General features: G+C 59.9%; 25 protein-coding genes and 2 pseudogenes. 9 read left to right on the forward strand and 18 right to left on the reverse strand.

Features of this window, described 5'->3' with window-relative positions; all coding sequences use genetic code 11:
* Nucleotides 1-82: 82 nt before the first annotated feature.
* The 10 genes from EFD56_RS00620 to speB form a co-directional block, all read right to left on the reverse strand.
* Nucleotides 83-1,174, reverse strand: coding sequence for an LLM class flavin-dependent oxidoreductase (locus EFD56_RS00620; RefSeq protein ID WP_126904427.1), 1,092 nt, complete (start codon nucleotides 1,172-1,174; stop codon nucleotides 83-85).
* A complete protein-coding gene (locus EFD56_RS00625; RefSeq protein ID WP_037113144.1) occupies nucleotides 1,171-2,874 on the reverse strand; it encodes a dipeptide ABC transporter ATP-binding protein in 1,704 nt (567 codons plus the stop codon). Before EFD56_RS00625 ends, EFD56_RS00620 begins: the two co-directional genes overlap by 4 nt.
* Nucleotides 2,853-3,701, reverse strand: coding sequence for an ABC transporter permease (locus EFD56_RS00630; protein ID WP_004669299.1), 849 nt, complete (start codon nucleotides 3,699-3,701; stop codon nucleotides 2,853-2,855). Before EFD56_RS00630 ends, EFD56_RS00625 begins: the two co-directional genes overlap by 22 nt.
* Nucleotides 3,698-4,708 (reverse strand): ABC transporter permease, encoded by a 1,011-nt coding sequence (locus EFD56_RS00635; RefSeq protein ID WP_004669297.1) that lies wholly within the window; start codon nucleotides 4,706-4,708, stop codon nucleotides 3,698-3,700. The genes EFD56_RS00630 and EFD56_RS00635 overlap by 4 nt, the downstream gene beginning before the upstream one ends.
* Nucleotides 4,709-4,740: 32 nt before the next feature.
* Nucleotides 4,741-6,393, reverse strand: coding sequence for an ABC transporter substrate-binding protein (locus EFD56_RS00640; RefSeq protein ID WP_004669295.1), 1,653 nt, complete (start codon nucleotides 6,391-6,393; stop codon nucleotides 4,741-4,743).
* A gap of 183 nt (nucleotides 6,394-6,576) precedes the next feature.
* Complete coding sequence (locus EFD56_RS00645; RefSeq protein WP_004669292.1) at nucleotides 6,577-8,877, reverse strand: molybdopterin guanine dinucleotide-containing S/N-oxide reductase; 2,301 nt, start codon at nucleotides 8,875-8,877, stop codon at nucleotides 6,577-6,579.
* A 41-nt stretch (nucleotides 8,878-8,918) separates the two neighbouring features.
* Nucleotides 8,919-10,295 carry an FAD-binding oxidoreductase gene (locus EFD56_RS00650; protein WP_004669290.1) on the reverse strand — a complete coding sequence of 459 codons (1,377 nt, stop codon included), beginning with the start codon at nucleotides 10,293-10,295 and terminating at the stop codon, nucleotides 8,919-8,921.
* Nucleotides 10,296-10,404: 109 nt separating this feature from the next.
* The gene (locus EFD56_RS00655) at nucleotides 10,405-11,007 is read right to left on the reverse strand and encodes a 2-hydroxychromene-2-carboxylate isomerase (protein ID WP_126904428.1); all 603 of its coding nucleotides are present in this window, start codon (nucleotides 11,005-11,007) and stop codon (nucleotides 10,405-10,407) included.
* Nucleotides 11,004-11,588, reverse strand: a complete 585-nt coding sequence (locus EFD56_RS00660; RefSeq protein ID WP_037113141.1) for a TetR/AcrR family transcriptional regulator — start codon at nucleotides 11,586-11,588, stop codon at nucleotides 11,004-11,006. The genes EFD56_RS00655 and EFD56_RS00660 overlap by 4 nt, the downstream gene beginning before the upstream one ends.
* Before the next feature lie 282 nt (nucleotides 11,589-11,870).
* Nucleotides 11,871-12,923, reverse strand: coding sequence for an agmatinase (gene speB, locus EFD56_RS00665; RefSeq protein ID WP_004669282.1), 1,053 nt, complete (start codon nucleotides 12,921-12,923; stop codon nucleotides 11,871-11,873).
* Nucleotides 12,924-13,217: 294 nt separating this feature from the next.
* On the opposite strand from speB, the gene EFD56_RS00675 reads away from it, so the two are divergent.
* Nucleotides 13,218-14,381: an aminotransferase gene (locus EFD56_RS00675; RefSeq protein WP_004669279.1), complete on the forward strand. Its 1,164-nt coding sequence runs from the start codon at nucleotides 13,218-13,220 to the stop codon at nucleotides 14,379-14,381.
* A gap of 7 nt (nucleotides 14,382-14,388) precedes the next feature.
* On the opposite strand, the gene EFD56_RS00680 is transcribed toward EFD56_RS00675, so the two are convergent.
* From EFD56_RS00680 to EFD56_RS00695, 4 genes are all read right to left on the reverse strand, one after another.
* Nucleotides 14,389-14,913 (reverse strand): flavin reductase family protein, encoded by a 525-nt coding sequence (locus EFD56_RS00680; protein ID WP_004669277.1) that lies wholly within the window; start codon nucleotides 14,911-14,913, stop codon nucleotides 14,389-14,391.
* 16 nt (nucleotides 14,914-14,929) lie between these two features.
* On the reverse strand, nucleotides 14,930-16,282 hold the full coding sequence (locus EFD56_RS00685) for an LLM class flavin-dependent oxidoreductase (protein WP_004669275.1): 1,353 nt from the start codon (nucleotides 16,280-16,282) through the stop codon (nucleotides 14,930-14,932).
* A 104-nt stretch (nucleotides 16,283-16,386) separates the two neighbouring features.
* A complete protein-coding gene (locus tag EFD56_RS00690) occupies nucleotides 16,387-17,325 on the reverse strand; it encodes a LysR family transcriptional regulator (RefSeq protein ID WP_012490188.1) in 939 nt (312 codons plus the stop codon).
* Nucleotides 17,322-18,065, reverse strand: coding sequence for a histidine utilization transcriptional repressor HutC (locus tag EFD56_RS00695; RefSeq protein WP_012490187.1), 744 nt, complete (start codon nucleotides 18,063-18,065; stop codon nucleotides 17,322-17,324). Before EFD56_RS00695 ends, EFD56_RS00690 begins: the two co-directional genes overlap by 4 nt.
* A 228-nt stretch (nucleotides 18,066-18,293) precedes the next feature.
* On the opposite strand from EFD56_RS00695, the gene EFD56_RS00700 reads away from it, so the two are divergent.
* The 7 genes and pseudogenes from EFD56_RS00700 (at nucleotide 18,294) to EFD56_RS00730 (ending at nucleotide 23,270) form a co-directional block, all read left to right on the forward strand.
* Nucleotides 18,294-19,121 (forward strand): transporter substrate-binding domain-containing protein, encoded by an 828-nt coding sequence (locus tag EFD56_RS00700; RefSeq protein ID WP_004669265.1) that lies wholly within the window; start codon nucleotides 18,294-18,296, stop codon nucleotides 19,119-19,121.
* Between the two features lie 98 nt (nucleotides 19,122-19,219).
* Nucleotides 19,220-19,861 (forward strand): amino acid ABC transporter permease, encoded by a 642-nt coding sequence (locus EFD56_RS00705; protein ID WP_004669261.1) that lies wholly within the window; start codon nucleotides 19,220-19,222, stop codon nucleotides 19,859-19,861.
* Nucleotides 19,858-20,526 (forward strand): amino acid ABC transporter permease, encoded by a 669-nt coding sequence (locus EFD56_RS00710; RefSeq protein ID WP_004669259.1) that lies wholly within the window; start codon nucleotides 19,858-19,860, stop codon nucleotides 20,524-20,526. Before EFD56_RS00705 ends, EFD56_RS00710 begins: the two co-directional genes overlap by 4 nt.
* Nucleotides 20,523-21,314, forward strand: a complete 792-nt coding sequence (locus tag EFD56_RS00715; RefSeq protein WP_016736009.1) for an amino acid ABC transporter ATP-binding protein — start codon at nucleotides 20,523-20,525, stop codon at nucleotides 21,312-21,314. Before EFD56_RS00710 ends, EFD56_RS00715 begins: the two co-directional genes overlap by 4 nt.
* Before the next feature lie 33 nt (nucleotides 21,315-21,347).
* Nucleotides 21,348-21,658, forward strand: a pseudogene (locus EFD56_RS33665) (MarR family winged helix-turn-helix transcriptional regulator); the annotation flags it as partial.
* A 272-nt stretch (nucleotides 21,659-21,930) separates the two neighbouring features.
* Nucleotides 21,931-22,605 (forward strand): hypothetical protein, encoded by a 675-nt coding sequence (locus EFD56_RS00725; protein WP_064844585.1) that lies wholly within the window; start codon nucleotides 21,931-21,933, stop codon nucleotides 22,603-22,605.
* A 128-nt stretch (nucleotides 22,606-22,733) separates the two neighbouring features.
* Nucleotides 22,734-23,270 (forward strand): hypothetical protein, encoded by a 537-nt coding sequence (locus EFD56_RS00730; protein ID WP_064824085.1) that lies wholly within the window; start codon nucleotides 22,734-22,736, stop codon nucleotides 23,268-23,270.
* A 787-nt stretch (nucleotides 23,271-24,057) separates the two neighbouring features.
* Here EFD56_RS00730 and EFD56_RS00735 read toward each other — a convergent pair.
* The 3 genes and pseudogenes from EFD56_RS00735 to EFD56_RS00745 form a co-directional block, all read right to left on the reverse strand.
* On the reverse strand, nucleotides 24,058-24,468 hold the full coding sequence (locus tag EFD56_RS00735; protein ID WP_010001734.1) for a DUF2442 domain-containing protein: 411 nt from the start codon (nucleotides 24,466-24,468) through the stop codon (nucleotides 24,058-24,060).
* A pseudogene (locus tag EFD56_RS33060) lies at nucleotides 24,461-24,592 on the reverse strand (DUF4160 domain-containing protein); the annotation flags it as partial. The gene EFD56_RS00735 and the pseudogene EFD56_RS33060, both read right to left, overlap by 8 nt.
* Before the next feature lie 469 nt (nucleotides 24,593-25,061).
* Nucleotides 25,062-25,328 (reverse strand): BON domain-containing protein, encoded by a 267-nt coding sequence (locus EFD56_RS00745; RefSeq protein ID WP_012490181.1) that lies wholly within the window; start codon nucleotides 25,326-25,328, stop codon nucleotides 25,062-25,064.
* Nucleotides 25,329-25,786: 458 nt separating this feature from the next.
* Here EFD56_RS00745 and EFD56_RS00755 point away from each other — a divergent pair, with 458 nt between their 5' ends.
* Entirely contained in the window at nucleotides 25,787-25,969 is a 183-nt protein-coding gene (locus tag EFD56_RS00755; RefSeq protein ID WP_010025069.1) for a hypothetical protein, read from the forward strand.
* A gap of 43 nt (nucleotides 25,970-26,012) precedes the next feature.
* Here EFD56_RS00755 and EFD56_RS00760 read toward each other — a convergent pair whose 3' ends face one another.
* Nucleotides 26,013-26,264: a BON domain-containing protein gene (locus tag EFD56_RS00760; RefSeq protein WP_012490179.1), complete on the reverse strand. Its 252-nt coding sequence runs from the start codon at nucleotides 26,262-26,264 to the stop codon at nucleotides 26,013-26,015.
* Between the last annotated feature and the right edge of the window lie 268 nt (nucleotides 26,265-26,532).

Raw genomic sequence — 26,532 nt, forward strand, 5'->3', positions numbered from 1 at the left:
GAAGACAGGTCTTTCTATTTCTATTCAAACTATAGAAAATATCCCTAATTGGCGGCTGCTGGCGTTAAATCCGGCGGAGGTTCTACCAATCAGGCGACCAGCCGAGGCTCGGGGCGACGGTGCCGGCAAGGTCGGTCAGCAGCTGGATATTCTCGGCGAGGCGGAAGGCCGGCGGCAGGAAGAGAACGATCTCATCAGCCGCAGCGAGCCCGGGATCGCTGAGCACTGCTTCGATCACCTGGTCCGCTGTGCCGTGGAAGACCGGCGAAATCTGGCTTCCCGGCGGCTGGTTGGCTCGCGAACTCGGTTCAAGAGCACCTTTCGGCCGCGATGCGGCAATGCCCTGGGTACGACGCTCGAGATCATAGGCCGCATATTTCTCTCGAAGCTCGGGCGTCGTGCCGACGAGGACCGAGGCGGCCACGGCCACAGCTGGCGGCTCGCTTGTCCGCTGCTTTCGCCAGGTGGCCCGGAAAGCCTCGATGCAACGGGCCTGATAGCTTCCGAAGCTCTCACCCTCGGCGTGGTCGTGCTGTACGGTTCCGGCGATCAGTCCGATGCCGAGTTCGGCAGCCTGGATCGCTGATCCCAGGCTCGCGGAACCTTGGCGGATGCGCGAGCGCAGAGTCGGACTATGCGGCGTCACCCTCAGTTGAGTGCCTTCGGCGGCACCCTGGCCGGGTTCTGCGATGGTGTGCAGAACCTCGCCGGAGATCGCGGACAGAAAACGCGCCTGACGCCGCTTGGCTTCCGACCGGGCATCGGTTTCCACCGCGCCGAAGACGGCGTCGAAGGCTGCGTTGGCGCCGGTCGAGATCGCCAGTTCCAATCTGCCACCGATCAGGAGGTCGGTCGTTGCTGCGGCTTCCGCCAGCAGGATAGGATCCTGATAGCGCATCGGAATGACGGCCGAGCCCAGCACAATATGGCTGGTATGCTGGCCGGCCGCAGCAAAGAAGGGCAGCGGCGAGGATAGATAGTGGTCGAAATGCCGCTGATAGGCCCAGCCTGACTGATAGCCCAGACGTTCGGCCGCCTTGAAAAGCTCGATGCCCTCCCGCAAGCCGTGGGCGGGGCCGGTTTCATCGTTGAACGAGACGCGGGTGTTGAAGCCGAGCCGCTTCTTCGGACGGAAGGACGCGGACGGCGCCGGGGCGGGGGCGATGACGGTCATGCGATCTTTTCCTCATTGAAGATCTGCCGCTGCCGCAGTGGCTGGGTGCGCGGAAAACGCGCCGCACCTGACGGGATCGATTCGAGCAGCGAGCGGGTATAGGGCTGGCGGGGCGTGTCGAAGATCTCTCCGACGGTGCCATGTTCGACGATGCGTCCGCGCTGCATGACCGAGACCGTGTGGGCAAGCTGGCGTACAAGCGCAAGATCGTGCGACACGAAGATGTAGGTGAGGCCGAGCTTGACCTGCAACGACAGCAGCACTTCGACGATGTCGGCCTGGACGCTGACGTCGAGCGCCGAAGTAGGCTCGTCAAGGACGATTACGTCAGGTTTCAGGACAAGCGACCGGGCAATGGCAACGCGCTGGCGTTGGCCGCCCGACAAGGCAGCGGGCTTGCGCAACAAGAGATGCTCGCCCAGCCCGACATCTGCTAACGCGTTGCGCACCGCAAGCGCCCGCTCCTGATGTGTCCCGATCTTGAAGCGGTCCAGGGGCTCGCGCACGATTTTCTCGACGATCCAGGTCGGGTCGAGGGACGTGAACGGGTTCTGATAGACAAGCTGCAGGTGCCGCCAGACAGAGCGAAGCTGCTCGGGGGATCGACCGTTCACCTGTTCGCCGCCAACCGCGATCTTTCCGGTATCGGGTTGCTCCAGCCCGAGCAGAAGCCGGATCGCTGTCGTCTTCCCGGATCCGGATTCGCCAACCAGCGCATGCGTCGTTCCCGCCTGAACCTCGAACGAGACGTCGTTGACGGCGGTCAGAACCTTGCCGTCGACGGTGAAGCTCTTCGTTACGCCGCTGACCTCGATCTTCGCTGTCTTTTCGCGCCTGGCGCTGAGGTGCCGGAAACCAGGCTCTCGCAACGGCCTGTACCGGTCCGGATTGAGCGCCGGCACATCGCCATGGAGCTTTCTGGCGTAGGACGAGGAGGGGGCGGAGAATACTGTCGCGGTGCCGCCGGCTTCCTGGATGGCGCCGTCCTTGAGGACCACAATGGATTCCGCGCGCTCGGCTGCGATCGCCAGGTCATGGGTAATCAGGAGAAGGCTGATCTGCAGCTCCTCCTGCAGTTTCGACAACAGGTCGAGAATACGCTTCTGGATCGTCACATCGAGTGCGGAGGTCGGCTCGTCTGCGACCAGCAGCGCGGGCCGCGGCAGAACGGCGAGACCGATCAGCACGCGCTGGAGCATGCCGCCGGAAAGCTGATGAGGGTAGGAGTCATAGACACGCTGCGGATTGTCGAGCCCGACCTGCGCGAATGTATCCAGAACGAGTGCCTTGCGAAGCGCCTTGTCCGTTTCGTCCAGCAGTGCGGCTGCCTCCATTGCCTGCGCGCCGATCGTGCGGACCGGGTTCAGCGAATTGCCCGGATCCTGCGGCACGAAGCCGATCCTGCGTCCTCTCAAGGGGCGGAAGCGGCGTTCCGGAAGCCCCAGAAGCTCCTGGCCATCGAATTCGACGCGGCCGGTGGCGTGTCCCGTTGCGGGAAGCAGCCGCAGGACGGCGCGGGCGATGGTCGATTTGCCCGATCCGGATTCGCCGATCAGCGCGAGACTTCTGCCGCGTCCAAGCTCGAAGCCGACATTGTTCACGACCCTATGGGTGCCGTAGGCGACCGACAATCCATCGGCCCGCAGCAGCGGGGGCGACGGAGGGTTTGAAAGCGTGGTCAGTCTGTCTTGCGGAGCCATCGGCTGATCCTGTTTACAGAGAGGACGGTTGCGATCGTGACGAGGGCCGGGGCGTAAACCAGCCAGGGCCATTTCAGGTAATCCTTGCCGATCGAGATCAGCAGGCCCCAATCGGAAGCAGGTGGCGGATCGCCATAGCCAAGGAAGGCAAGGCTGGCGATCACCAGGATGGAATCGCCGAATTGCAGGACTGCAAGCGGCAGCACCGACCGCGATGCGTTCGGGAGCACGTGGCGCCACAGAATGTGCCAGCGCGACCCGCCGAGAAGAAAGGACGATTCGACGAAGGTTGCCTGCCTCGTCTTGATCACTTCCGAGCGCATCACCCGGGCAAAAAGGGCAACGGCCGAGACGCCCGTCGCGATTGCCGCGTTCGTCGTGTCGAAACCGATCGCGGTGACGACGATCACTGCCAGCAGGAATTTGGGGATGGCCAACAAAACATCGACGAGGCGGGCAAAGACCGTGTCCACCCAGCCGCCGAAGAAGCCGGCAAGGAGCCCGATAATTCCGCCGGCGACAACGCCGATCACGACCGCGATCAGCGCGCTGGCTACCGATGAGGCTGTGCCATAGACGACTCGGGCATAGAGGTCGCGGCCGAGGTGATCGGTGCCGAACCAGTGCGCCGCACTTGGGCCGAGCAGCTTCTGGGCGGGAGTGCCGTTCACCGGATCGTAGCCGGTGAACAGGCCAGGCGCCAAGGACCAGGCGATCGCCAGAGCGACGATCAGGAACGAGAGGATAACGACGGGTGGAACACGCAGGCCCGTCAGACGGCCGATCAGCGTCGTACGTGGCGTGGAAGAAATGGCGGCGAGCGTCATGGGGTCACCGCCTTGGAGATCGGGAGGGAGCTGTCGTCAGCGGTTGTCGGGCGACGCTGCTGCGTGCCGAGAAGTTTTACGCGTGGATCGAGCAGCGGGTAGGTGAGGTCGGCGATCAGGTTGACGACCACAAAGACCACGGCCGCGAGCGAAACGACCGCTTGCAGAACCGGCAGGTCCTGCGTGCTGACCGACCGCTGGACCAGGCTGCCGAGCCCGTTTCGCCCGAACACCGTCTCGGTGATCAGCGACCCGCCGAGCAATTCGCCGATCGTCAGGGCGACGACGGTGATGACGGGCAACGAGGACGGCTTCAGGAGGTGCATGACGAAGAGCCGCATCTGATCAAGCCCTCGTCCGCGCGCGACCGCGGCGTAGTCCTGGCCGGACTCATGGTCGAGATTGGCAATCAGGACTTCGGCAATCTGCGCCGAGATCGGGATGCCGAGGGCGATCGCTGCGAAAAGCGTTGCCCAGAAGCTGTCGGGCTCGATGACGCGAAAGACGCCGAGCTGGAAACCGAAGAGGTGGATCAGCACCAGGCCGATCACGAAGTTCGGCACTGACAGGAACAACGAGGGGAAACCGCGGAGCAGTCCCTGGCCGTACCGCCGCGGCAGAAATTGCGTGCCGTAGGCGATGATTGCCGCGAGCAAAAGCGCAACCGCAAGGCCCGCCGAGGCAAGCACCAGCGTCGACGGCAGAACCTCGCCGATCAGCGTCGCCACCGGCCGGTTGGTCCGCATCGACAGACCGAGATCGCCGGTCACGAAACCGGAAAAGGCGTTCCAAAGCTGCACGGGGATCGGTTTGTCCAGCCCTTGTGCCGCGATGATCTCCTTGATCTCATCCGGGGTGAAGCCGTTCTGCGGGTTGTTCAGGACATTGGTGATCGGATCGCCGGGCAGGATGCTGACGACAACAAAGGTGAAGACATAAGACAGCAGGATCACGACGATTGCCTGCAGGAGTCGTTTTCCGGCATAGTTGAAATAGGCTTTGCTCATGCCATCACCTTTGTATCTGTTGAGTGGCCGGGCTATTCGCTCTTCGTCGCGGTGTAGTAGCTGGCGTAGGCGACGCCGTTATAGACCTCGCCCTTGAGCTTCGGCGACTGCACGTAGATGCGCTGGACGATCTGCGTTCGCGGAATGAAATAGCCCTGGTCGAGGACGTATCTCTGTAGTTCGTCGAGAAGCGGCTTGCGAGCTTCGATGGTGCCGGCGCCGGCGATCTTGTCTCGCAAGTCGTTGAGGGTCTTGTCGCTCTCGTCGAGGGCAAACCAGTTCTCGCCATTGTTGGCATTGGTCAGGATGCTGGCGACGGTGCCGGCGTCAATGAAGGAGCGCGTCACCTCATAGGCCGGCACGCCCGCGCCACCGTACTTAACCTTCTGGCCATAGGTGACGACGTCATAGGCACGGATATCGACCTTCCAGCCGATCTTGCCGAGCTGCTGCGCAATCAATTCGTCGATCGATTTCGATGTCGCGAGGTAGGGGTTCGAGTTCAGCGTCAGCGACAGCGGCTTGCCATCCTTGACGCGGACGCCGCCCGTTCCCTTCTTCCACCCTGCCTCGTCGAGAAGCTTCTCTGCCTTTTCAGGATTGTAGGCCAGCAGCGCGCTCTGGTCAGTCGCACCCGGAACGTTGCTCTGGATGAACGACGTCGCAAGCTTCCAGTCGGGCGTATAGACGGTGTCGATGATTTCCTGGCGATTGATGCCAGCCTGAAGCGCCTGGCGAACCTTCACGTCGTCATAGGGGGCAAGCTTGGTGTTGATCGCCCAGCCGTTGACGAAGCCGAGATAGCGGGGCGTGGCGACCGTCAGGCCTTCCGACTTCAGGGACTCGAGCTCCTGAGGAGATGCATTATAGGCAACGTCGGCTTGGCCGGACTGCACTGCCGCAACCCGCAGCGACGGTTCCGACACGAGCTTGTAGGTGATCGTATCGAGATGGGCGGGACCGGTCTGGCCGACCGCTGCCGGGCCCCAGTTGTAATCCTTGCGCTTGGCAAGCTTGACGTAGTCGCCTTCCTTCCAGGACTCGACGACATAAGGGCCGCTGCCGGAGGTCTTGCTCAGGTCCGCCTGGGCGCTCGCCGGCGAGGCGATGGTCTTCGGCGAAATGAGGATGGAGCCGTGGTAGCCGAGCGTCGGAATGAAGCCCAGCGTCGGTTTCTTGAAGAAGACCTTGACGGTTGTCGCATCGACTGCTTCGGCGTGATCATAGGTCTTGGGGAAGAGGCCGATCGGATTGATGCCCTCGCTCTTGCGCCCGCCATACCAGATGTCGAGATTGGCGACGACGGCCGCCGCATCGAGCGGGCTGCCGTCGGAGAAGGTCACGCCACTCTTGAGATGCAGAGTGAATTCAGTCGCATTGTCGTTCTGCTCCCAGCGCTCGGCGATCCACGGGCTGACCTTGCCGTCGGCATCGACATAGAGAAGCTTGTCGGTCACATGCCCCCATATATGGCCCTGAAAGCTGGAGATCGCGCTGTTGTTGGGGATCCAGGTGTCCCCGAGCGAGTCAATCAGGAAGACGACGTCTCCTCCATCTTGCGCTCCGTCCTCAGCCAGGGCCGGGGTTGCATTCGCTGTTGCGACCAAAGCGGCAAATGCCAGTGCAGAGGTGGCGGTCAGCAGACGACGCCGGGAAAGAAGAGAGTGGAAAGAGCAGTCGTTCATATGGCGGTCCTGTTTGTTGGCGGGCTGATCGTGAACAGGAGCCTACGTGACCGGATCAACTGCGAGAAAGACTGGTTGTTCTTTTTCTACCAAATATGTAGATTATTTTATCAGCGCACTGCGAAACACGAGGATCAGGATTTCCGACGCCCTTCGCCCGCCAAGGGCGTCACCACCATCGGTCTATATGCCGGTGAACGTCATTCCATCGAGAACGCGCACGGGCGGCAATTCCCCTTCAAAGCGCTCGACCTCGACCTTTGTCAGTTGCCCGGTCGATGCCTGGGCAAGCTGAGACGTGCCCGTGTCCTTTGTTAGGATATTCGGGTTGCCATGAATGCAGATTGCAATCTCGGCATCAGCGTCATCAGGCTCGAACCAAGCGCCAGTGGCAAGCTGCATGACGCCCGGTTTCACATCCGCACTGATCACCGCAGCCGCCAGGCAACTGCCGCGGGCGTTAAACAGCCTGACAATATCGCGATCCGAAATGCCGCGCTCGACCGCATCGGCCGGATTAATGCGCACGGGTTCGCGCCCCTTGATCTTGGTCGAACGGCTGAAGTCGCCATAGTCCAGCTGGCTGTGAAGGCGCGAATGCGGCTGGTTGCAGACGAGATAGAGCGGATAGCGGCTTTCCGCCGGCGTGGTCGTCGGGTCCTGTTCGAACCAGCACGGATGTCCCCGGCAATCGTCATAACCAAAGCTCTCGATCGTTTCAGAGAAGATTTCGATCTTGCCCGAAGGTGTCGGCAGCGGATTGGCGTCCGGATCGGTTCGGAATGCACGCGCAGGGCCGCCATCGTCAGGTTTCACCGGCAGTCGCAGTTCGCCTTTCTCCCAGAACGTCTCGAAATCCAGCGCCGGGTGGCCAGCGGCTGCGAGTGCCGCGCGCGTTGTCTCGAAGAGGAAAACAAGCCACTCGCGACTCGAGCGGTTTTCGGTGAATTCGCCGCGCTTGCCGAGACGCTCTGCGATATCGGCGAATATCTCGTAATCGTCGCGTGCTTCGCCGACTGGTTCGATGAGCCTCTTCATCGCGATCATCATGGGATCGCGGTCGGCTGCACCGATATCGTCGCGCTCGAGCGTCGTGGTCGCGGGCAGGACGATATCGGCGTGGCGTGCCGAGGACGTCCAGGCCGTCTCATGCACGATGATCGTTTCCGGCTTCTTGAACGCCCGGCGAAGCCTGTTGAGATCCTGATGGTGATGGAACGGGTTGCCGCCGGCCCAATAGACAAGGCGGATGTCAGGATAGCGCAGAGCCTGGCCATTGTAGTGGAAGGGCTCGCCGGGTTTCAGCAGCATGTCGGCGATCCGTGCGACGGGAATGAAATCCGGCACCGGATTGTGGAATTGCTTGAGCGTCGGAAGGGGAACGGCAAGCTGGCTTTTGCCGATGTTGCCAAGGGCGCCGAGCGAATAGGAGAAGCCGCCGCCATCGAGCCCGATCTGGCCGAGCATGGCCGCCAGCACGATCCCCATCCAGACAGGCTGTTCGCCGTAATCGGCGCGCTGCAAGGAATGGCTGACGGTGATCAGCGTTCGGACGTTCGCCATGCGCCGCGCCAGATCCACGATGGTCTCGGCCGCGATACCGCAGATGCCTGCCGCCCATTGCGGGTTCTTTTCGACGCCATCCTCGCGTCCCAGCAGATAAGCCTCGAAGCGTGGATAGCCTGTCGTATAGCGGTCGAGAAATTTCCGGTCATGCCGTCCCTCGTGGACGAGGACGAAGGCGATTGCGAGCATGAGCGCGACATCGGTTCCGGGGATGACCGGCAGCCATTCAGCCTCCAGATCGGCGGCGAGATCATCCTTGAGGGGGCTTATGAGGACAAAACGGGCGCCGCGGGCACGGGCACCACTCAGCGCGGGACGTACGACGTGCCGGCTGATACCGCCGCCGTGGACATCGGTGTTCTTGACCGCCATGCCGCCGAAGGCAACGATCAGCTCGCTGCTGCGCTCGATCGCCTCCCAGGTGACGCTCTTTCGGTCGAAGCTATCGTAAGGACCGAGCACATGCGGAATGATGACCATCGCCGCGCCCGAACTGTAGGTATTGACCGATCTGACATATCCGCCAAGCACGTTGAGAAAACGATGGATCTGGCTTTGGGCATGATGAAAGCGTCCTGCGCTGGACCAGCCATACGAGCCGCCGAAAATCGCCTGCGGTCCGGCTTCGTCGTGAACGCGGCGAAGCTCGTTGGCGACAAGATCGAGCGCTTCCGGCCAGCTGACCTCCACATAACCGTCGCTCCCACGTTTCCCGGCATTATCAGGCTTGCCTTCAAGCCAGCCGCGCCTGACGGCCGGCCGCCGGATGCGGGCGGGGCTGTGGGCGATTGCGGGCAGATTTCCGAGCAGGGGAGATGGATGCGGGTCGGCGGGATGCGGACGGATTTCGAGCGCTTTGCCCTGGTTGCGCCCATAGAATGCACCCCAATGAGAGCTGTGGAGTTTGAAGTCGTCCATCGCACCGTCTCCCGCGGCAAAAGTGGAAAGATCGGCAACTCTCACACCGGCAGGATCTTGCCGGGGTTCATGATGCCCTTGGGATCGATGGCGTGCTTCAGCAGAGCCATCAGCTCGACGGCGTCTCCGTGCTCCTGGCGCAGATAGCCGATCTTGCCGGTGCCGACGCCGTGCTCGCCGGTCGACGTTCCGCCGACGGAGATTGCGTGTTCGACCATCTTCTTATTGATGGCGGCGACTTCTGCGAGCTCTGCCTTGTTCTCGGGATCCACGGCGAAGACCACATGATAGTTGCCGTCGCCAACATGGCCGAGAATGGCAGCCGGAACACTGCAGTCCTGCAACAGTGCGCGGGTCTTCAGAATGCAGCCGCTGAGTTCCGACACCGGAACGCAGACATCGGATGACCAGCCCTTCGCATTCTGCCGCTGTGAGACGACTGCGTAGAAGGCGTTATGACGAGCCTTCCAGAGACGATTGCGCTCTTCCGGCGCATTGGCCCATTCGAAATCCTTGCCGCCGTGATCCTTGACGATATCCGCAACCAGTTCGACCTGCTCCTGGACCGAGGCGGGAGACCCGTGGAATTCGAAGGCGAGTGTGTCTTCGATCTTCAGCGAGAGGCCGGAATAGGCGTTGGCGGCAGCAATCAGGCCACGGTCCATCAGCTCCATCCGGGCGACGGGGAGGGCAAGCTGCACGATAGCGATCGCGGCGCTGACCGCCTGCTCCACACTCTCGAACGAGCAGAGAGCAGCCGAAATGGTTTCCGGGACGCCCTGGAGCCGCAAGGTCACTTCAGTGATGATGCCGAGCGTGCCTTCCGAGCCGACGAAGAGGCGGGTGAGGTCATATCCCGCAGACGATTTGCGTGCCCGCCCGCCGGTCCGGATGACCTGTCCGCTCGGTAGCACGATGGTCAGCGACAGCACGTTCTCGCGCATCGTCCCGTAGCGCACGGCGTTGGTTCCCGATGCCCGCGTCGCCGCCATGCCGCCAATCGACGCGTTGGCACCCGGGTCGATCGGGAAGAACAGGCCCTGGTCGCGCAGATGCGCGTTCAGCTGCTCGCGCGTGACGCCAGCCTGGACGGTGCAGTCGAGATCCTCGGCGCTGACCCGAAGGATCTGCGACATCTGCGAAAGATCAATCGACACGCCACCGCGCACCGCGGTCAGATGCCCCTCGAGTGAAGTTCCGGCACCGAAGGCGATGACGGGCACGCCGGCCGCGGCGCAGAGCTTGACGGCTTCGGCAACATCCCCGGTGCTTTGCGCGAATAGGACGGCATCCGGAATTGCCGGCGTGTGATGGGATTCGCCGCGGCCGTGCTGCTCGCGCAGGGCCTGCGAGATCGAGAAGCGATCACCGAACCGCGCCAGCAATTGGGCCGATAGCTCAGCCGACAGGATGCCCATCTTACACGTCCCTCTATCGATGGGGACCAAGCAACCCGAAATCGTGCCATGCCGTCACGGTCAGGCACGGCTGCGGATTGACTGGCGCCAGGTCTCACCAGGCTCGCCGTCAGACGGCGATTTTCTCGCCGTTCAGGTGGCGCTCAAGGAATGGCAGGCTATCCTGCCCCCAATAGAGCTCGTCCTCGTAACGAAATGTCGGGAGGCCGAAGACGCCGGCGGTTTTGGCGCTTTCGATGTTGGATCTCCAGATCGATTGGCTGGCCTCGGCTTGGGCGCGTTCTTCCAGCTTTGCACCATCGATCCCCACCGAATTGGCGATTGCCTGGCGCACTTCGCTCCGGCCGATATCCGCCCCGTCTGTCCAGAATGCGGTCTGCAGCGCACGCGTGAGCCCAAGCCAATCCAAGCCGTTCTCGATCGCCGCGATGACCATGAAGCCGGCGGGCGTGGGATCGGACAGGGCAGCGCGATTTTCGAAGTTCAGCGTCTTGCTGCGCAGGATGGCCCAGCGCTTCAGGTCCTTGGTCCAGTAGGCACGCCGGGCTTCCGGCCGGTTGCGGGAATAGATTCCGCCGTTATCCTCGATCACCGAGATCAGATGTGGTCGGATCGACGCTCCATGTCTCAGTGCAAGTTCTGAAAAGGCATCAAGACCAATGAAGGACCAGGGTGAACCGATGCCGAAGCAATAGTCTATTACCTTTATCATGCTCTGCCTTTTTCAGCGGTCTTGATCGAAGAACGTGCGGCGTCGAATACGAAGAGGGCGCAATCTCTGGCGGTGAGAACAGCCTCGGGATCGCGACCGACGGCGACGGTCGCCAAAGCTCCTTCGTAGAGGAGGGAAAGATGGCCGGCCGGCTGCGCTGTCTCAATGCCCGCTCTTTCCATCAGCGCGCGAAACATCTGGCTGACCGCCGCCTTGTGGGCGCGCGCGACGGTAACAACGCGTTCTGAATCGCCGTGCTCGGCCACTGCGAGGGCGAACGCGCATCCGCGAAACTCCGGGCTGTCCGCCTTGTCATGCAGCCGCTCAAAGATGAGATTGAGCTGATCCCGCGGGCGGGGGACTTCGTTCAAAACCTCTTCCAGAGAGCCGATGACTCGCTCGTGGCGATCCTGAAGATAGGCCGCTACGAGATGGTCCTTCGACGGGAAATGCCGATAGAGCGTTGCCTTGGCGACCTTGGTTTCTTCGACGATGCGGTCGATACCGACAGCGCGGATGCCTTCGCGGTAAAAGAGCGCGCCGGCAGACGCAAGGATGTGATCTGAAATGGAAGCTTTCATGGAACTGCTTGCGGGGCCTTCTCGAAACAGCGCGCTCTGACATGTGAGTGCAGCGAGAGAGGTTTCTAAGCGGGCTAACTCGGAAGAGAAAGACAGGTCGTTCCGTTTGGGCGCGTCGACGGGAATATTTTTGCTTTCACCTGTAAGGAAAGTCTTGGAACTCGAGAACCGCCGTGCATTCCGGCACTGCAGGTCGAACTGTTGCAATACGAGCCCCGTGATTTTGTATGCCAGAAAAGGCGCTGGCCAGCGTCGCTCGGAACAGCGGGTGGTCCCATAACGCTAGAGCTTCAAAGACGGGCTGAAGCGGATGAGGCTGAGAATCTCGAAGAGCATCTGAGCCGCCACGTGGGCTGTATTCGTGGTGGCGTCATATTGCGGAGCGACTTCCACCACATCACCCCCGACGAAATCGATGCCCTTCAATCCGTGGAGGATTGCCAGCGCCTCTCGGCTGGTCAGCCCGCCGATTTCAGGCGTACCCGTGCCGGGGGCAAAAGCGGGATCGAGGCTGTCGACGTCGAAGGAGAGATAGGTTGGGCCGTCTCCTACGATCGCACGCGCTTTGTCGGTGATGGCATCGATACCCATGCGGGCAATATCTTCGGCATGGATGACGGTCATGCCGGCTTCATACGAGAACTCCCACAGATATTCCGCAGCACCACGAATACCGATCTGAATGGTGCGCGTGGGATCGAGAACCCCATCCAGGACCGCATTCCTAAACGGCCCTCCGTGATGGAACTTCGTCAGGTCGTAGGCTCCTCCGGTATCGCAATGGGCGTCGATATGGATCAGCCCGACCGGGCGCTTCTCGCCGACGGCCTTCAGGATGGGATGTGTAATCGAATGGTCTCCGCCGACAGCAAGCGGTAGGACGCCGGCGCTGACGATCTGTCGGAAGCGGCGCTCGATATCCTCGTGACTAAGTTCCAGCCGATAGCGGCTGCGAAACGGCACATCGCCGATATCGGCGACCTTCGCTTCAAAGAGGGGAGCGCATTTCAGGACGTGATTGTAAGGCCCGACCCGTTCAATCGCCCGCAGCGCCCGCGGTCCGAAACGCGAACCTGGGCGATTGGTGACGCCGAGATCCATCGGAACCCCAATCAAGGCGACGTCGAGATCGCCAAAGTCTGGATTTTCGGCGTCAATCTGCCGATAAGGAGCATCGAGCAGGGTCGGCACGCCGCTAAATGGCGCAGCACGCGTGCCGCTTGCCGAAAAGATCTTGTCCGCTACGGCACGGAATTCCGGATCATGAATGTTGCCTCCATGTCCTTCGGAAAATTTCTGACGCAATTGCTGCAGTTTCTCGTGGTCGAATGCCATCTAGGATACTCCCGCTTCTTAAGCTGAAAGAGTTTTGCGCTCGGTTTCCAGTGCTTCAAAGTGATTTATGATATGTGCGCCAGTCGCGATCCAGACGTTGTCCCTCTATTGCACGTGACGCAGGCAGTCGCCCAGCATGGGGCCAGGAATCGGTCAGCCTGCAGAGCCGATGCCCTGATAGAGCATTGGGCGAAGGATGCGGGAACACGGTGGGAGGAGCAATATGGTCTGACAAAGAAGTTGAGATTGCTCTCGATATCGGTGTAGCAATCGGTCTCCAAGGAACCCATCGTCATGCAATCCGCAATTCTCAATCGTTTCGTGGCGCGGCTTTCTCCGCCGCCTATTCCCTCGGTCTTTGCGTGGGCGCGCGACTATGCCGGTGCTTACGGGCCGCTGATCGACCTGTCGCAGGCCGTTCCCGGGTATCCTGCCCATCCCGAGATGCTGCGTCTCCTCGGCGAAGCGGCGGCATCACAAGCCATGACGGGCTATGGGCCGATCGAGGGAGAAATGGTGCTGCGCGAAGTCTATGCGCGGCATATGAGCGACATCTACGGCGCGCCGATCCAGGCCGGCAATGTCCACATCACTTCCGGCTGCAATCAAGCCTTCATGTGTGCCGCCATCGCCCTTGCTTGTGCCGGTGACGCGATCGCACTCACAAACCCCTTCTATTTCAATCACGAGACGACATTGTCCATGCTCGGCATCAATCGCATGCTTGTCGAGTGTGATGCGGCCAGCGGCTTCCTACCGGATGTTGCGTCGGCTGAGCAGGCGCTTGCTGCCGGAGCGCGGGCGCTTGCGGTCGTCACGCCGAACAATCCGACCGGGGCCGTCTATCCGCCGTCACTGCTGCATGATCTTTTTGCGCTGTGCCGGAGATATGGCGCTTGGCTTGTGTTGGACGAGACCTATCGCGACTTTCTCCAGGGCGATTACGGCCGGCCGCATGAGCTTCTGTCCGAGCCCGACTGGGAGGAGACGCTCGTTTTGCTTTACAGTTTCTCGAAATCGTTCTGTATTCCCGGTCACAGGCTGGGGGCGGTGACGGCGGGGCCTAAGCTTTTGGGCGAGATCGCCAAGATCATGGACAATATGCAGATTTGCGCCCCGCGCTCCGCCCAGGTGGCGGTAGCTGCCGCCTTGCCGGTACTTGCCGATTGGCGCGCAGGCAATCGGCTCGAAATCGCCCGCCGAGCGGAGGCGCTGAAGGCCGTTCTATCTGATATACCTGGTTGGGACATCGCCGCGATCGGTGCCTATTTCGCGTTCGTGCGCCACCCCTTTGCCCACCAATCTTCTGTCGAGGTGGCCGAGAGGCTGGCAAAGCAGGTGGGTATCGTCAGTATCCCCGGAAGCTATTTCGGCGTGGGACAAGAACGCTATTTGCGGCTTGCCTTCGCCAATGCCGACGCGGCGTCCATTGGGCTCCTGTCCAATCGCCTTCGTTGAAACAAAGCTAATTGGTATGAACGAGATCAGCCGCTGCGCCGAGCCTACGATAGCCACCGTTCCAGTATAAAAGCGGGCTGGTATGGGGTCGCACGGCGATGGCGCAGACCCGGCCGATCAGGATTACATGGGTGTGATGGTGTATCGCTTTCTCCAGCTCGCAATCCAACACCGTCAGAGCGTTTTCCAGCGCGGCCGCTCCGGTTTTCAGGTGATGCCAGTTGGCATCGCGGTAGCGCTCGACGCCGTGGCGCCCACCAAGGCCGGCAAAGGACCGTGCGATATGTTGCTGGTCCTCGGCGAGTACGTTGACGCAAAAGCAATGATGGCGTTCGAGAATCTTCCATGAGGAGGATGCTCGGTTCAGGCTGACGATAACCGAGGGAACGTCTGCGGAAAGCGATGAGACGGATGTCGCGGTGAAACCGGTACGCTCATCGCCTTCGCCAACGGTGATGACGCTGACCGCGCCCGCAAGATGACGCATGGAAAGCTTGAAACTGTCCCGATCGATCGGGGATCCGTTCGTCATCGGAGCAACTCCTTCTTCATGCGGTAACGGGACCTTTCGCAAAGCGATTGACGGGCCTGGAAAGGCTGAGATTCTCGCGTAGTGTCCGTCCTTCGTATTCTTCGCGGAAGAGACCGCGACGCCGCAATTCCGGAAGGACAAGCTTGACAAAGTCGTCAAGGCTGGAGGGCAGGGTCGGGAACATCAGGATGAAGCCGTCGGCGGCGCGCGTCTCGAACCATTCTTCCATGAAGTCGGCAATTTGCGTCGGTGTGCCGGTAATGCCGTTGCCGGTATGCTTTTCCGCATAATGGCGGACAAGCTCACCGACCGTGCGTCCGCTTTTAACGAAATCGACCAGCTCCTCGAATAAAGCGCGCGAGCCCTTGGGTGCCGAGGGAAGCCTGTCCATGGGAAAGGGCTGATCCAGCGGTACGCCGCGCAGATCGGCCTCTAGAAATTCCGAAAGCATCAGCCGGCCGACATCCGGATGCATCCGGTCGACGAGATAATTGACCTTGGCTTCGGCTTCGGCCTGCGTTTCCCCGACATTGATGACCACGCCAGGCATGATTTTCAGATCTTGCGGATCGCGCCCATAGGCAGGCATGCGGCCTTTGACATTGGCATAGAAGTCGCGATTGCGGTCGATGTTGGAGGCGAGGCTGAAGACGATCTCGGCGGTGCGCGCCGCCATATCCATGCCGGGTTCGGATCCGCCGGCTTGCGCGATCACCGGCCGACCCTGCGGCGAGCGGGCGATGTTGAGCGGCCCGCGCACCTGGAAGTGCTTGCCCTTGTGGTTCAACGTGTGATGCTTCGTCTTGTCGTAATAGATGCCACTTTCCCGGTCGAGAAGCAGGGCATCCTCCTCGAAACTGTCCCATAGGCCGAACACGACATCGATGAATTCATTGCCGCGCTCATAGCGTAGTGCATGCGGGTCCAGCCCTTCGCGGTTGAAGTTGTAGCCGGTCTCGTCGTGATCGGAGGTCACGACGTTCCAGCAGGCGCGGCCACCGCTCAAGTGGTCGATCGATGCGAAGAGGCGAGCAACGTTGTAGGGCTCGTAGTAGCTCGTCGAGACGGTGGCGACGAGCCCGAGATTGCTGGTGGTAACGGACAGCGCCGCCAGCAGCGACAACGGCTCGAAGCGGTTCATCTTGGTCGGAATGCGGGCAAGCGCATCGGGATCACCGACGGCTGCGGCCGGCGAATCCGCCATGAACATGAAATCGAATTTCGCTTCTTCGGATCGCTTGGCAACGCTGAGAAGATGACTGAAATCATTGGCGCCGTTGACGTCGCTGGCCGGATGAAGCCAGGAGGCTGGATGAAAGCCGAAGGTGTAGACAAAAGTGCCCAGCTTCATCTTGTCGGTGCGCGCCATTCCGTTCTCCTGATCGTCAGGCCCAAAGCCTGCGCGGATTATCGTCCTGCGGTTTTTTTCATCAATATCGCAGCGCTGTCTTTCGCTTTAGTTTTTCTAAAAGTCTATGCCGACGACGGTGCGGATATACGGGCCTGTTGACGGGAGATCGAAACAAGCCACTCGCGAAATGCGGGACCGAAGGGCTTTTGCAATGCCGCCCTGTCCCAGGCGAGAAAATAGCTCTCTTGCAACGGAATGCGGATATCGATGGGAATGACGAGCGTCTGCGCTTCCAGTTCATCCGCGATCATCGACATCTGCGCGAGAACGATGCCGCGCTTGTTGACGGCCGCATCGATGGCACTGCTCGACAGGGTGAAGGAAAGACCGGCGCTGCTCTCTTCGAGGGCTACGCCCGTCTTGGCGGCGAATTCGCGCCAGCTCGGATAGGGCGTGAAATGCCGCTCCCATTCGACATGCAGGAGTGGATATTCGAGAAGCCGCGCGGCGGAGAGAGCCTTGCCCTTGATCAGTGCCGGCGAGCAGGCCGGGACGACCCAGTCGCGGAACAACTCCGTATAGTGTTCATGCTGCAGCACGTCTGATCCATAGCTGATGCGGAAATCGATGTCGTCGAAACCTATGCGCGGTTCCTTGTCACGGCCGACGATCCTGACATGGGCACTCGGATGTAGGGCCTGCCAGTCGAAGATCCGGCGTCCTATCCATTTGTTGACGACGGAAGACAGCGCACTGAGAACGAGGGCATTCTCGTTGCGCGCCCGCTCCAAAATCTGTTCCGCAAGCACGAACTGCTCGAAGCCCTTCGAAATTTCATGATGATAGAGCCGCCCCCACTGGTTGAGCTCCACGGTACGGCCATTGCGTTCCAGCAAGGTAACGCCGAGAAAGCTCTCGATCTTGCGGATCTGCTGACTGATCGCGCCGGGGGAAACGTTCAGCTCCAGAGCCGCGGCGCTCACGCTGCCACAACGGCCCACAGCCTCGAACACCTGCAGGCCCTTGAGTGGAACTGTCCTGATCGCTTGCTTCTCGATCAAGAGGCGCTTCTCCGCGGCAATTGATCCATGACACCTCTCTCACTCGGATGGAAGTCGCCGGCGAACTGGAAACGGTCGCCGGGATGGATGATCTCGACATAGGTAACCGTGCGGCTGCCCTGCCACGTCTGGCGGATCAGTGTCAGGCAGGCCTCACCGCGCTCGGTCTCAAGCAGGCGTGCCGTGGCCGCATCGGCCGAGACGGCCCGAATGACATGCCTTGCCTTCGACCACGGTACCATGTCCAGCAACCACTTGCCGGGCGGAACCGAAGAAAAGTTTTCGGTTCTCGCAGACGGCACCATGGCGAGCATGATGATGCGCCGTTCCAGCGCATTCGGCTTGCCGTCTACCGAATGCAGGCAGTGAAGCCGCAGGATTTGCGCCCCAATTGGTTCGCCGAGCTGCGCTGCTGTCGCGGAATCCAACGTCTCGATGTTTCGCATCAGTATTCTGTAGCTGTGGTCATGTCCCGCCAGCTCTGCCTCCGTGGAAATGTCCTGAATATCCATCACGGTGCGGTCGATCTGTGGCGAGGCGACGAAGGAACCAACCTTTCGGCGGCGTATGATCATGCCGCGCCCCGCCAAGGCCGAGAGCGCTTTGTTCACGGTCATCCGGGAACATTGATACTCTTGTACGAGCTCGTGTTCGAAGGGGATGCGATAACCGGGCGGCCAGACACCGCTTACGATCATGGCTTCGAGGTCTTCGAAAATTCTCCGATGAATTGAGACCAACACTCACCTCGATCCAATGATGAGATTCAATTTCAGCGAAAGCCGCTTTCACTGAATCCACTGCCGTTACGCGGCACAAATCTTGCGTTCATCGAGTTTAATGTTTGACAGTGTAGGCCAGCCTGTATCTATTTGTATAGACAAAAGCGGGTCATAGAAATCCGTTCGGCGGGACAACGCTTGGGGAACTTGGACCTTCCATCGGAAGGACAAAAACTGGAGAGAAATATGAGAAAGAATTCGTTTCTGAAGGGGCTGGTCGGCGTTGCATTTCTGTTCGGCGCAACGATTTCTGCCCATGCCGCCGATACGCTTGCCGCCGTGAAGGCTGCCGGCACCCTGAAGGTCGGGACCGAGACGGCTTTCGCGCCGTTCGATTTTATCGATGCTGGGGAACATGTCGGCTTGAACGTCGATCTTTTTAACGAGATCGGCAAGGAACTCGGAGTGAAAATCGAATGGGTAACGCTCCCCTGGGATGGCGTCTTCCCGGCGCTCGAAGCCGGCAAGTTCGATGTGGTCGCAGGCCCAGCGACGATCACCAAGAAGCGGATGGAGCGCTATCGCTTCACACCACCGTTGGCCGAGGCGACTATCGCGATCCTGAAAAAGGCCGGCGACAAGACGATCAACAAGCCTGAGGATATTGCCGGGAAGAAGATCGGCGTCGGCAAGGCGACCGCGCAGCTCGATCAGCTCAAGGAGTTTTCCGAAACCTTGCCGACCAAGGTGGACGTTCGCGAATATCCGGCCTTTACCGAGTCCTATGCGGACCTCGCGGCCGGCCGCATCGCCGGCGTTGCCAACTCGCTTCCAAATATTGCTTTCGTCGCCAAACAGCGCGAAGGCACCTTCGAAGTCGTTCTGCCGCCCTTCGGCAAGAAATCCTATTTCGGCTTTATCGGCCTAAAAGACGCCGATCATGCGCCGCTGATGGATGCGATCGATGCCGCCATGCTGAAGATCAAGGCTGACGGCCGTATGGCGACGCTGCAGAAGAAGTGGTTCGGCGCGAGCTTCGACACGCCGGATTCCGTCAAGGACCCGGCATTCTGATTGGTGACCGGAAATCGGCCATGCCTGCGGCAGCGCCGAGGCATGGCCGAGGAACGCGAGCGGAACCTCCTTGCCGCCAAGCGGGCGAAATCTGAATCATGTCCATCAAGCTCTTCGAGTTGCTTCTCCAGGCGTCGATCTACACGGTGACGATCAGTGTCGTGTCGATCCTCATCGGCTTTGCGATTGCGATCCTTCTTTCTGGAATGCTGCTATCGGGGCGTAGCCTTTTCGTGCGATCTGCTCAGATTTTCATCAGCTTCTTCCGCGGCGTGCCGCTGCTGGTGCAATTGCTGCTGATCTACAATCTGCTTCCGGCCATCGGCATCAACGTGCCGAGCATCGTTGCCGCGATCATCGGCCTCTCGCTCTGCACGGCAGCCTACCAGGCCGAGAATCTGCGCGGCGGCTTTGCCAGCGTGCCTCTTGGCCTATTGGAGTCGGCTGAAATGGTCGGTCTGACGCCGCGCCAGGTCTTCCGCCGCATCAAAGTTCCGATCGCCCTGCGCCTCACGTTTCCAGCTCTCGTCAATGAGGCGATCCTGATCCTCAAGGCGTCATCATTGGTCTCGGTCGTCGGCATTGTCGAATTGACGCGCATGGCGCAGGACCTGGCCGGCAGCACCTTCCTGCCCCTACAGATTTTCGCATCTGCAGGCCTCATCTATCTGATGATCAACTGGCTGGTCGCGCTTGCCGGCGGCATGATCGAAAACAGGTTGCCCGGGGTGCCGCGATGACCTTCGACATCAATGTCATCATCGAACAGTGGCCCGCCATCGTCAGCGGTGCGGGCGTGACGATCATGATCTGGATTCTCGGCACCACTGCTGCCGCCGTCATCGGCTTCCTGGTCGCAGTCGCGAGGCAATATGGCGGCGTCCTGATCGACAAGGCGCTGGGTGGCGTCGTCGCTGTTTTGCGCGGCACGCCGTTTCTCATCCAGATATTCCTGGTCTATTACGGCGGTCCCTTCATCGGCCTTGATCTCGATCCCGTGCCCGCCGGATTGATCGGCATTTCGATCTATGGCGCGGCCTATTTCAGCGAGATCTTCCGTTCGGGCTTTCAGGCCGTGCCGAAGGGCCATATCGAGGCCGGCGAATGCGTCGGCTTGACGCGGCGGCAGATCGTCTGGCGCATTCTGTTGCCGGAAATGACGATGCTGGTGTTGCCACCATCCGTGAACATGGTGGTTATCCTGATGAAGGAGACGGCGGTCTTATCCATCATCACTGTGCCGGAGTTGACGGCAACGCTGAGCGCTATCGGATCGCAGCAATATGCCTTCGTCGAGGCATTGTCCGTGCTGGCGCTCTTCTATTGGGTGCTCGTCGAACTCACCGGTTGGCTTGGCAATATTGCCGAAACGAAACTTTCCAGACTCAGGTTTTTCAACGCATGAGCGTCCCCGCTATCGCAGTCAAAAATCTCATCAAGACTTTCGGAGAGACCACGGTCCTTCATGGCATCGATCTTGTCATCGAGCCCGGGCAGGTTTCCTGCCTCATCGGCCCATCGGGTTCCGGCAAGAGCACGCTTTTACGCTGCATGGCTTTTCTCGAGGAGACAACGCGCGGGACGATCTCCATCAACGGTGAAGTGCTCGGCTTCACCGAGGATTCTCAAGGACGGCGAGAGCGCGTCTCCGCCGCCACCAACCGGGCGATCCGCGCCCAAATCGGCATGGTGTTCCAGCAGTTCAATCTCTGGCCGCACATGACGGCCCTCGGCAATGTTAGCGAAGCATTGAAGACGGTTCACAAGATGAGCCGCAGGGATGCGGAGGAGCGGGCAATGGCCCAGCTCATCAAGGTTGGTCTCGAGGGCCGGGCCGGGCACTATCCCTCCCAGCTATCAGGCGGACAGCAGCAGCGCGTAGCGATCGCCCGGGCCCTCGCGCTGAAGCCCAAGATCATGCTGTTTGATGAGCCCACCTCGTCGCTCGATCCGGAACTGACTGGCGAAGTCTTGAACGTCATGCGCGATCTGGCCTCCGAGGGCATGACCATGGTCGTTGTCTCGCACGAGATAGGTTTTGCTGCGACCGTCGGCCAGCAGATCATCTTTCTCGACCACGGCAAGGTGCTCTTCAGCGGATCGCCCCAGGAGGTCTTTAAAAAGCCGAGAAATCCCCGCCTCGAACAATTCCTCGATACCTATCTCGACCGCGGCGCCTCGATGTTGCTCTAATGTGCATGTCTCCTTTCAGACGGTCGGCCCGGACTCGCATCAAAAGTCGGGCGCAATTACACGACCGTGAGCAGGCAGGTGGCGCGACTTGAAGAGCTCGGCCTTGTCGAGCGCCGCCCCAGCGCCGCGGACCGTCGCGTGCGAGAGGCGGTGATCACACCCTTGGCAAGACGGCCACCGATGCCGTGGATGAGGCGCGCGAACGGCTCGCATTCGAACTTTTCCGCGACTGGAGCACCCAAGACTTCGACGACTTGGCGCGGTTCTTGAGGATGCTCGCCGATGGTATGAACCGCGACTTGTCTAGCGCGAAAGAGCAAAGTCGGCCCGATCAAGATAGTTGATCTGCGAGCCAGCCAAAAATTAGCTCAATCGCACTCATATAGCGAGACAAGCCTCTCAGTCCAATAAGGCCCCGCGTCGTCAGTGCGGCAACGACCAAAGAGACCGATTGTCGCGAGCAGCGCGTTGATCGGCGTCGAAAATCCTTGAGAAAGGCACTGCAGGAAAAACTCGCGGCAGGCTGTTGAGGGGATGGACTGGCAGAGCGGTAATCGTTATTTCCGATGTATCAGCATTCACCAACCATCCGAGAATTCCCAAAGGGCCTCTTATATTGAAGAAAATGCAACGTCGTTTTGCCGTCGAGTACAAAACCGGCAGGCGAAAGCTCGAGTCCAGGTCAAACTCGATCTGGGGCAACCTGGATCTAAAGTCAGTCGCACGCGACCTCGAGGAAGAGACCCTGGCGTATCGTGCAAATAGCTCGCAGAATGACAGCACCGGCAGCGAAATGCCGTTACCGGACCAAGATCAGGACAAGCCGTTGTTGACATCGCCTCTCACGCCATCGACAACTGCATCAGATACACAGGAGATGAGCATGGCCGACGAAACTCATGCGACAACCAACGCCGAGGTGCCGGCCGTTGTCGAAACGCCCACTGCGCCGAAGAAGCAGCGCAAACCTCGCGCGAAGAAAGCGGCCGCACCCGAAAGGGCGTCAGCTGACGCTGCCGCCGAGCCAGCAACTGCGTTGACCGGCGCGGGTGATGTGAAGAGGAGAGGGCGCAAGGCAAGGGTGAGTGAAGCTGCGGGAGGCGCCAAACGTGCGCCTGCGGGTCGTGCTAGAAAGGCTGTGCCGACCGCCCCGGCCGCGCCGATGACGGCGATCGATGAGATGGAAGATCTGCTGCAGTTGGAAGCGGAAAATCAACGACTGCGCAAGCTTCTTGCCGAAAAACTTCGCGCTGAAAATGCCGATCTGCGCAAGCGGCTCAAGCTCGACTGATATGAACAGCCGGTCAATCGCCGGCCGCATTTCTATGCTTGTTGAGCATACAGTTTGGCGGCGGTCGATACTGTCGCCGGAAGTAAACCTTGCAGCCTGTTTGCGGGATAAAGCTCGAGGGCGGATAGATGGCGTCTCCCTGGAAATTTCTGGTCCGACTGATCTCACCGGGACGCGAACAAAAGAAAGAAAGCGGCTCGGCCAGCGAGGCTGCGCCGGATGCGTCGGCTACTGCGGGTTTGGCTGACGCGGCTGCCAGCGAGAGCATAAATGGCGCTGATCGGCGAGCAAGCGCCGACACGCATCGTCATGCCGTTGCAATTTCCTCACAGCCCGTCCATTCCGAGAAGACCGAAAACGAAGGCGCCGACGGCGTCGACCGCGAAGGCATCAAACACGAAGGGGCCGCTGCTCGTGCATTCCCCGGTGGGCTTGATATCGACGTCACTGCTGCACGAGGTATTACGGACCTCAAGCGAGCTGCGGAGGTCGCGCCGCGTAAGCAACAAAGTCGCCGCAGGAAAGCGGAAGCGATTTCACACCTGTCCCAAGCAGACGAGATGAGCCTTGACGAAGAGATCAGGATGCTCAGGGGTGAGTTGGCTGTAAAGCTAAAGCTGCAAAATGCGCAGTTGAGAAAAATGCTGGAGCGATTTGAGCGGTGAAACCGCGTTGCATGGGTTCAGCAGAGATCGACTGCAACCGCACACGGCGCCAATGCGGTCGGCAAAGGGGATCAGGTGATCGTCATGACCGATGAGAAATGAACAAAAAATGCCCCGTCAATGAGCGGCGGGGCAAAGCAGTTTCGAACTACGGCGACGCCGCGAACCGAGGGGACGCGGCAGGATCAAGATGACATGGTGCGGCAGATGATCAATTCACCTAAACTTACTAATTCAACTGCGGCTCGAATTTATCAATCAGAAGGACTTCTGGCCGCACCGCTTCCGATCGCGGTGAAGGGTCCACAGGAAGGAACCCGTGTTGTTCTGCCGCGCCCGCGCTTGGCCGGGTCCTTGCGGCTTTCCCGGTCGAGAGTGCGAATAGCAAAATGCCCCGCCAGAACTTAGCCACTTACCTAAATGTGGATTCGTTTGAATGTTCGGTAGCGCGATGTCCGTTACAACATCGGTTGTCGGGGTATTGCTGATGCCGGAGATTTTTTGGGAAGACCCAAAGCGGCTTCGACTGGCCGTGGCTTACTGCACTTCGAATAGTCGCCAAGCGCGAAGAATTGGGAATCGGGCCTGCCTTCGTCCGTGAAGTGCGATGACAACTACGCGCAAATTGCGGGCGTGTCCTTGCCAACAGTAGATGACCGGGTTGGGCCTCAGGCGAGCCTTTCATCTACGCTACAGTCTTATCCTGGCAGCTAACAGTTTGGCGACTGGGAGTGGCAACGGCCAGCGCTCGTGACGGCCAGGCTTTGCATGAGCTATCTGCAAGCGCCTAGCCGTTCTTCCGGGGGCGTCCGCCCTTGGCACCGTTGGCTCGGCTTGCCTCTACCTTTGCCGTTGAACGGGACTGACCGCCTCGGCGCTGCGCATCCATGAACTTCGCAGCGCCGAATATGCCGTTCATCAAGCCGGAGATGGTAAAATCCACGTCCAAGCTCTCCCAATGCAGGCCGGTCCCGCCGAGAAGCTCGACCTCAGCCAACTGCGCAACGGTTGCATTCTCCAGTCCCTGTATCGATCGGGCAGGCACCATGAAGGCAGCGCCGTTGGTGAAATCCACGACAATGCGGCCGGATGCTTCATCGAAACGAACCGAAGCAGGAATTGGCGCGCGGGCGCGCTCTGCCTCCCCCTTCATGGTAGCTTCGCGGTAGTGACGATCCTCAAAGATAACTTCACCCATGGATGCTCTCCCATTTCTCGATGAATAAACGCTTGTTCGCCTGAACGATGGCAAGGGCTTTGCTTAAGTCCCGTTTCGTCATTCCCCGGTTTGATATCACGGTGAGATCAAGGATATTGATGCGGGCCTCCCCATCTCCCTAGACATGGGTGTGAGCCGGTTCGTGGTCATCCGTGTAAATGACAAATCGCATTCCTGCTTCGCGGAGAACGGTGACCATGTTCCAAAATAACCTAACAACTTGGGTTTTTCAAGCGCCCTAAGCGTTCGAAAGCCAGCTTTAAAAATGGCACTGACGAAAACTTTGCGGTGACGTGGAACCACCTTCCACATTTGAGTAAGTGGCTGGCCGCCAGGACGGGACATTTTGTATCTGCTGATGCCGCGTAATCAGCGTGCGTAATGAACGTCGGCAGCGGCTTTAGGATGGCGCAGTTCGGAAAATCGTCGATTTACCAGAATATCCCAATCCCGCCGCGCAACCTCTTTTTCGCATCTCGCGCGCTGCAGAAGGATGGCCGCCGGCAAAATCCCTATCGGCACCGCGCCAAGAAAAGGGCGCAGACATCAGTCGGACCGTACTACTTGTTCCCTCACTGTGGGGGGAAGCGGCTCAGCATTCGATCCTGGACGTTCTCCCAGCCCACGATCATCGCAGCCAGCGAGATGGCTTTCTCTCGGTCCGCGGCCTTTGTGATATATCCTTCGAGCAGCACGACAGGACCGAGCATCCTGATTTCGACAGCGCTGCTGTCAATGTCTGGGTCAGCCGCAAGTGCAGCTTGGATCGTTGCAATGGTTGCCGCCGAACTGTGACCTTGCGGACAGCGCTCTTCATGATTGTTGGGACCGAACCTCAAAGCCTCCTCCTGTCCGCCCTCAACGGATGACGTTGCATCATCTCTTATATGGGCAGCGCGCCGAGCGGCGGCCAGTCAGACCTAAGTCCAGCTGTCCGTGCGTATGCGGAACTCTCGTATGCACTATCAGACGTTCCGATATGTGGCGTCGACGATTACGTCAAAATCGAGTAGCGCCATGCATTGCCGCTCTCTTTTCACAAAACATTTCATTCGTTCATGGCCGAAAACGAGAAGACTGAGGCTGAACCCTTGGAGGACTGCGTTCAATCGCAATATTGCGCGGGAGACCGCCGGCAAGTACGGTTTCGATCTATTCAGGCAGGTGGTTTGTGCTTCAGATCCTTTCAGGCGAAGAATCTATCGGCCGGCGGGGGTCGTCCAGTGCTGGCCGGGACGTTGACTCTGGATCACCATGCGAGGTGCGCGATCAAGGGTGATTTCATCCAAGTCACGGAGTGCATGACGCGGTAGCCGGATACGTCGATTTCGAGGACATCGACATCCATCCTCCACAGCTTTTCCAGTTTTTCCTGAGGGCAGTCATGGGTGTTCCCTATCTCGATGAAGTGGCCGTCGCGGTCAACGGTCTCTTCGCAGAGGAGATCGCGGTGCTGGAGCGCGCGATCACCCTGCATTGAAATCCACATCGTACCGGATGGAAGAATAGGACAGGAACGATTACTATTGAGCAGGTGAGGTATATGCCATCTCGTCTCGGTCTCGCATTCTGTCGTTCACGTTTTCCGGGCCTGCGATCAATGCGGCGATGGCCGTCGCTTTCTCCCGATCACCGTAGTCCGCCACATAGCCCTCCAGCAGCACGCTTCTGCCGACCATCCTCACAGAGATCGACGAGCTTTCCAGTTCCATGGACACCGCCGCCTGCACGCTCGCAAGCTGATCGTGGGCGAGGCTTTCCGGCTCGAAACTCATGGCAGTCCTCCTTCGTGATGCGAAGGAAACAGCGGGAAGTCAATTTGGTTCAGGGGCCGGGACTTAGGTCCTATCGATGGATCCGCTTCAGCACGGGGGAGGGCACGCTTTGCCGGCGCGCGTACTGATCGTAGAATGGATCGGCAACAGACGCTCTTGGTACGAAAACGAACGGGACCTAAGTCCGGGCTTTCAAGTGCCTACCAACTGGCCTAGCGTCGGGTGTCCAACCCCTGATGGACGATGGAAGGAAGGCGCAGCTGGTGTA

The sequence above is a fragment of the Rhizobium phaseoli genome (assembly GCF_003985125.1).
In the GTDB taxonomy this organism is placed as follows: domain Bacteria; phylum Pseudomonadota; class Alphaproteobacteria; order Rhizobiales; family Rhizobiaceae; genus Rhizobium; species Rhizobium phaseoli.